Source organism: Gelidibacter algens, from assembly GCF_001678675.1.
Classification (GTDB): Bacteria; Bacteroidota; Bacteroidia; order Flavobacteriales; family Flavobacteriaceae; genus Gelidibacter; species Gelidibacter algens.
The window spans coordinates 1-1,032 of the sequence record NZ_LZRN01000120.1 but is presented as its reverse complement, the minus strand read 5'-3'; the positions used below and the strand labels follow the sequence as shown (position 1 = coordinate 1,032).

The 1,032-nt window shown below is 29.4% G+C and carries 1 protein-coding gene; it reads left to right on the top strand.

Annotated elements, in window-relative coordinates; all coding sequences use genetic code 11:
• Window positions 1-795, top strand: a 795-nt coding sequence (locus A9996_RS19370) for a sugar-transfer associated ATP-grasp domain-containing protein (RefSeq protein ID WP_083994046.1), incomplete at its 5' end; no start/stop codon positions are given.
• Window positions 796-1,032 lie beyond the last annotated feature (237 nt).

Here is a 1,032-nt window from a genome sequence, read left to right as displayed (position 1 = left end):
TATGGAACTGTTGTTGTTCCAAGTATAAATGGTTACTATGGAAATGTATGTAATAGAAATGCAGTAATAAGTAGATTGTTGGAAAAGTCTGATTCTTTGGATATCTCTTACTATGTAAATCACTTGTTTTTGAATACAAACTTTCAAATAATAAATGACGAAAATTTAAAAAAGTTACTTTTTACTAAGAATAAAAAAGTTGTTTATAAGGTAGAAAATTCATTTCAAGGAAAAGGAATTTATATTTTTGATGAAAAATCTTTTGATATAAAGGTAATAAAACGTCTAGGAAATGGCGTCTTTCAAATCTATATAGAACAACATCCATTTTTTTCGGACTTCAATAATTCCTCTGTAGCAACTATTCGAATTACAACGACCTCTGAAGATAATGGCGATATTAATGCAAGAGCAGGTTTTTTCAAATTTGGACGAGAGAAGGATACTCATGTTCAGACTTCCTCTGCAATTAAAATTCCCATTGATATTAAAGATGGTAGGCTATATGAAGATGCATATTTTCCAGATTGGTCTTCTACAAAAGAACTCCCAGACAGTAAATTGTCATTTTCAGGAAAGACACTACCTTTCTTTAACGATTGTTTAGTTGAGGTAAAAAAACTTCATGCCCGAATTCCTTTTGTAAGATGTGTTGGATGGGATATAATTATAGATGCTTATAATCAGGTTAAATTAATAGAACTGAATGGAGGTCATAACGGTATAAGATTTCACCAGACAGTGCAAGGTCCATGTTTTAAAGGACTGAATTGGGAAAATTTAAGTAAAATGTAATATTCAATGAAACCTCGAATTACCATGTTGAAAAAGTGATTTAGGTTGCATCGATATGAAGTAGAATTCATCTTTAGTTAATAAAAAATATCGGAACAACTAAACCTCAAAAATCTTCATTAAGACGATAAAATCTATGTTTACTACAATTACATATTATATTTGACTCTTTACAAAAGCATTTTAGCAGTCAAATTAAAAGCTATGTTCAATAACGAAAAAAAAACAAATAAGACA